The sequence below is a fragment of the Clostridium sp. AF37-5 genome (assembly GCF_003477605.1).
GTDB lineage: Bacteria > Bacillota > Clostridia > Lachnospirales > Lachnospiraceae > Eubacterium_F.
This window is the reverse complement of record NZ_QUDR01000044.1, coordinates 1-4649: the sequence shown is the minus strand read 5'-3', so window position 1 is coordinate 4649 and position 4649 is coordinate 1. Positions and strand designations below refer to the sequence as shown.

Annotated in this window: 7 protein-coding genes; 5 read left to right on the top strand and 2 right to left on the bottom strand. The window is 36.2% G+C overall.

Annotation, left to right across the window (positions count from 1 at the left end; genetic code table 11):
* Both DW019_RS14660 and DW019_RS15225 read right to left on the bottom strand, forming a co-directional pair.
* A partial coding sequence (locus tag DW019_RS14660; protein ID WP_147324431.1) for an AraC family transcriptional regulator occupies positions 1 to 246 on the bottom strand: 246 nt, incomplete at its 3' end.
* Positions 247 to 342: 96 nt separating this feature from the next.
* The gene (locus tag DW019_RS15225; RefSeq protein ID WP_181975018.1) at positions 343 to 510 is read right to left on the bottom strand and encodes a hypothetical protein; all 168 of its coding nucleotides are present in this window, start codon (positions 508 to 510) and stop codon (positions 343 to 345) included.
* Positions 511 to 645: 135 nt separating this feature from the next.
* On the opposite strand from DW019_RS15225, the gene DW019_RS14655 reads away from it, so the two are divergent.
* The 5 genes from DW019_RS14655 (at position 646) to DW019_RS14635 (ending at position 3717) form a co-directional block, all read left to right on the top strand.
* Complete coding sequence (locus tag DW019_RS14655; protein ID WP_117479156.1) at positions 646 to 1068, top strand: hypothetical protein; 423 nt, start codon at positions 646 to 648, stop codon at positions 1066 to 1068.
* Positions 1069 to 1158: 90 nt separating this feature from the next.
* Positions 1159 to 1746, top strand: a complete 588-nt coding sequence (locus DW019_RS14650) for an HD domain-containing protein (protein WP_117479155.1) — start codon at positions 1159 to 1161, stop codon at positions 1744 to 1746.
* Positions 1747 to 1848: 102 nt separating this feature from the next.
* Positions 1849 to 2613: a zinc ribbon domain-containing protein gene (locus tag DW019_RS14645; protein WP_117479154.1), complete on the top strand. Its 765-nt coding sequence runs from the start codon at positions 1849 to 1851 to the stop codon at positions 2611 to 2613.
* 205 nt (positions 2614 to 2818) lie between these two features.
* Positions 2819 to 3421, top strand: coding sequence for an AAA family ATPase (locus DW019_RS14640; RefSeq protein ID WP_117479157.1), 603 nt, complete (start codon positions 2819 to 2821; stop codon positions 3419 to 3421).
* The gene (locus tag DW019_RS14635; protein WP_117479153.1) at positions 3418 to 3717 is read left to right on the top strand and encodes a GNAT family N-acetyltransferase; all 300 of its coding nucleotides are present in this window, start codon (positions 3418 to 3420) and stop codon (positions 3715 to 3717) included. The genes DW019_RS14640 and DW019_RS14635 overlap by 4 nt, the downstream gene beginning before the upstream one ends.
* Positions 3718 to 4649 lie beyond the last annotated feature (932 nt).

The window sequence follows — 4649 nt, the reverse complement described above, 5'->3', positions numbered from 1 at the left end:
CACAGGCTTATAGCCGCAGAGGAAACCACCAGCTGAGCTGGTGGTCATGATTAGCGAAAAAAGAGAAGCGTATTTTTTTTGGGTGAATCCGGTTAGTTTTTTAAATGTAGTAATGAAATGATTGTATATGGTGGTTCCGGTTTGCTCTTTGAAAATATGGCATAAGTGATATTTGCTCAATGACAAGGCATCGGAAAGTGAGGTGAGCGAAATCTCTTCCTGCAAATGTGTTTTGATGTATTCCATAATTTCTTTTACAATCGGTTCGCTCTGGAATGTTTGAGCAGAAACGGAAGAACAAAAAAGGTTATTGACGAAAAAAGTAATTGAATTAAATAAGTATCAACAAGCAAATGATATCCTGCCTGTTTTTTCTGCATAGCGTGCGCCATTGACTGAAATTGCCCGGTAAAATACATCTGTTCGTTTTCTGCTAGAAAAATCACCTACATAATTTTGTTTGGATGAAATCAAGTTAAATGTGATTTCGTCAGAATATTCTTGTATCATTTTATATTCTCCTTAAATAGCAATATTACAAAGTTTTTTAACAATATACCGAAAGTTTTTTTGTATATTTTGAATTATAATCAATTATAAAAGAAAATACAAGCAGACTGGCAGTATGTTAGGCAGTTTCATGGCATGGAAAATGGCAAATGGGTTCATATGATGGATTCAGCACATATCGGATTTCGTAACTGGGATGATAATGACTGGACATATCCTCAGATAAGAATGGTAAATCCGATTCCACGAGGGAAAATCGTAGTTAGTTTCCGGGGAAATTCTGCGCTGGAAAGAACAGGTATGTTCATGGAAAATGAGGGCTGTATTTGTATGGATGCCAGCCATTTTACGAAGAAAGCAGGTGTTAAAGGCGGCAGTTTTGAGGTGATAAAACGACTGGGGCGTACATCAGATGCCATTAAATCTTTTCCGGTTACAAAAAACTGGGAGAAAGAAAAAAATAGACCCTATGTGGAATATAATTTTTATTCCGAGGAGGGCGGAGAATATGAACTGCATTTGTATTTGGCACCACCGGAAAGTTATTTTTCAGTGTAAATAAATAGGAAATTATACCAAATTGACGAAAGCAAAAATGAGTGGTACTATTTTCGTATCAAAATAAAAGATTTAACGGAGGATTAAGTAATGGAGGAACGATTAAAGCGCCAGCTTGATTTTGCTTTGGAAATTGACAAAGAAAAAAATATTTTCAGACAGACTCACCTTTCCGGGCACGGACGCAACGAAAATGATGCGGAGCATGCCTGGCATATGGCGATTATGGCGTATCTTTTAAAAGAGTATGCGAACGAACCGGTTGATATTGCGAAAGTAATGCTTATGTGTCTGATTCACGATATTGTCGAAATTGATGCGGGGGATACCTATGCGTATGATGAGGAAGCGTTAAAGACGCAGAAAGCCCGTGAAGATGCAGCGAAAGAACGAATTTTTTCTATTTTGCCGGAGGAGCAAAAAGAAGAGTTTATGGCACTTTTCGACGAATTTGAAGAGTTTGCCACGCCGGAGTCGAAGTTTGCCCATGCGATGGATAATTTGCAGCCACTTATGTTAAATAACAGCAACGATGGTGGAGACTGGCGAAGGCATGAGGTCTGCGCAGAGCAGGTGTACGGCAGACAAAATAAAACACGCCTTGGTTCGGAGAAACTATATGAAATTACGAAACAGATTATCGAAGAAAATATTGAGAAGGGAAATATCAAACGCTGATGTTTTTTGCTAAAGTCTGTTGACTTTGGAAGTGAGGAAACAGCAAGTTGCTTTTCTAAATGCTAATATGCTGATATGATATTAGTATTGGAGGTGAAAACAATGGAAACAAAAAATGTGATATTAGAACTTCGTACGAAAAAGGGATTATCTCAGGATGAATTAGCTGAGAAGGTAATGGTTACAAGACAGGCAGTTTCACGCTGGGAAAATGGTGAAACTGTCCCCAATACAGAAACGCTAAAGCTTTTATCAAAGGAATTCAATGTTACAATTAATACGCTTTTAGGTGCTCCCAGACAACTGATTTGTCAGTGCTGTGGAATGCCTTTGGAAGATGAAATTGTTAGTCATGATAGGGATGGCTCTTTGAATGAGAATTACTGTAAGTGGTGTTATGCCGATGGAACTTATACCTACAGCAATATGGACGATTTGATTGATGTGTGTGTAAAGCATATGATAAATCAAGGCTTTACAGAAGAACAGGCGCGTGCTCATATGAAAGCAACTCTTCCGACATTGGATTATTGGAAGAAGTATGAACAGCTTAGCGATGATGGGCAGTTTGAAATGTTCAAGGAACAGCTGATTAAAGAAATCAATGAGCTTCCTATTGAAGGGATGCCAAAGGTTGAAAGGCTGAATGCATTAGTTGGGTCCTATGTGAACTTGGCATACCCATTACCAAGTGGTGCAAGTGTTAAGTTCCTAAACGACCAGACAACATATTTGGGAAATCAGTTAGAATCCGAGTTTGGTGATGCCAGATGTTATGGTATTTTAGCAAATATGGATTTTATAATGGTTTGCACATATGAGGCAGAAGGAAAAAATCCAGAGCTGATTCTTTATAAGAAAAGATAGGTATTTATAGCTAGCCATGTTGTGGAAAAAGAAAATGTTGACTGTATTTGCTAATATAACAAATACAGTCAATCATTTTATGGATAAGCGTTGACTGTAAAAAGGGTTTTAATCAAATAGGTCATATAAAAATTGAAATATGGGTGGCTGTAAATGGAGTTTTTTGGAATCAGGTCAACAGCATAACCGGATGAAAGGAAAGAATATGGCGAACTTAATTATAGTATGTGGACCGCAGGCAGTTGGAAAAATGACGGTAGCAGAGAGTCTGAGAGATAAACTGAAATACAACATGATGATGAATCATGACAGTATTGAAATATCAGATAAGATATTTGGATTTGCTACACCTGCACAGAAGGAATTTAATTATTATATTAGAGAAAAAGCATTTCAGCTGGCAGTTAAACATAATGTGGATATGATATTTACTTATGTTGCCGCGTTTGAATTACAGAAAGAAATTGATTATCTAAAAAATTTGGAAAACCAATTTATAAAAAGCGGTGGAAAATTTTATTTTGTGGAGCTTAGTGCAGATTTAGAGACTCGTTTAGAGCGCAATCTGACACCGCACAGAATGGAAAGAAAGGCATCCAAACGTGATGTAAAATGGAGTAGAGAGAATTTACTTAGGGATGCACAAAGACATCAACTGAATACGAAAGATGGAGAAATCTTATTTGATAATCATATAAAAATTGATAACACAAATCTTTCGCCAGATGAAGTAGCAGATATGGTGATTGAGAGATATCACATTGCTGCAAATGAAAAAGACGAAAAGGAGTATCGTTACGGAATATGAAAATATACGAAGTTTCCGAAAGAACAACTAAATTGTTGACAAATATTATAAAAGTTTGGGAGCAGTCGGTTCGTGCAACGCATCTTTTTCTTTTCCCAAAGGAAAGAGGAAAAGGAATTGGCAGACAATTGCTGCAATATGGAATTCATAATTATGAAATTCGAGAAGTGGCAGTGAATGAGCAGAACCCACAGGCAGTAGGATTTTATGAGCATATGGGATTTGCAGCTTATAAAAGAACAGACCTTGATGAGCAGGGAAATCCATATCCGCTTTTGTATATGAAAAGAGGATGAGTATTTATAACTGACCGTGTTGCGGGAAAAAGAAAATGATGATGCTAATTTGTTGACTGGATTTGAAAAAGTTACAAATGCAGTCAACCATTTTCCGAGTAAGTGTTGACCGTAAAAAGAGTTTTAATAAAATAGGTCAAAAAAATAATGAAAATAAATGACTGTTTTTGTAATAATGTTAATTTCAGTCAATAAATAAATTGAAAAGGTTGACCTAAATGAGAAAAAAACGAAAACAGGTCAAATAAAAACGTAAATAGGGATGACTGTAAATGGAGTTTTTTGAAATCAGGTCAACAGGAAGATTGTTATTGTAGAAAAATTTATATGTATGATGATATTCGGAATTTTGAAATAAAAATATCGATGGATAATAGATGTTTGACATAATTCTAGTTTGATGTTAATATAGTGATAGAAAAAGTGCTACCGATAGACGGTTAGCCTGATTGTTTTTTTGCAAAATGATCGCTAAGTTTCTCAGGACTGGGCGGTCATTTTTGTGTTTTATCATTGCTCTTAGAACCAACGGTATAACCAAGAGCAAAGCATGTAATACATAAGCTGATGATGGCTATAAACAATTCCGTTGTAAGCATAAGCACAAATCCTCCTCATGAGATTTCCATAAAGGATTTCTATGTAAACGCAGGCTAATACTCCTGCGACGAAGGCGAACCGCCTACCGAATAGGGTAGCACTAATGATAGTTTAACACACATGTGTATAGTAATCAACAATTGCTTTTTTATACACCTTATTATTTGATACAAAACTGAGTTTGAAATGATGGGTTTGAGTGCCCACGAGACGCAAAGCTTTTCTGCGGAATTACGGAAAACAAAAAAGTGCTAACGAACAATTGACACAAACTACTCAAGTTAGTGTATAATTTTCATTGGCAAAAATAAGTAATTAAAAAGGGAAGAAGG

Bases quoted from the DNA above. Each gene is read 5' to 3' on its own strand.
- DW019_RS15225 (WP_181975018.1), bottom strand. From the start codon at position 510: ATGATACAAGAATATTCTGACGAAATCACATTTAACTTGATTTCATCC.
- DW019_RS14655 (WP_117479156.1), top strand. From the start codon at position 646: ATGGAAAATGGCAAATGGGTTCATATGATGGATTCAGCACATATCGGA.
- DW019_RS14650 (WP_117479155.1), top strand. From the start codon at position 1,159: ATGGAGGAACGATTAAAGCGCCAGCTTGATTTTGCTTTGGAAATTGAC.
- DW019_RS14645 (WP_117479154.1), top strand. From the start codon at position 1,849: ATGGAAACAAAAAATGTGATATTAGAACTTCGTACGAAAAAGGGATTA.
- DW019_RS14640 (WP_117479157.1), top strand. From the start codon at position 2,819: ATGGCGAACTTAATTATAGTATGTGGACCGCAGGCAGTTGGAAAAATG.
- DW019_RS14635 (WP_117479153.1), top strand. From the start codon at position 3,418: ATGAAAATATACGAAGTTTCCGAAAGAACAACTAAATTGTTGACAAAT.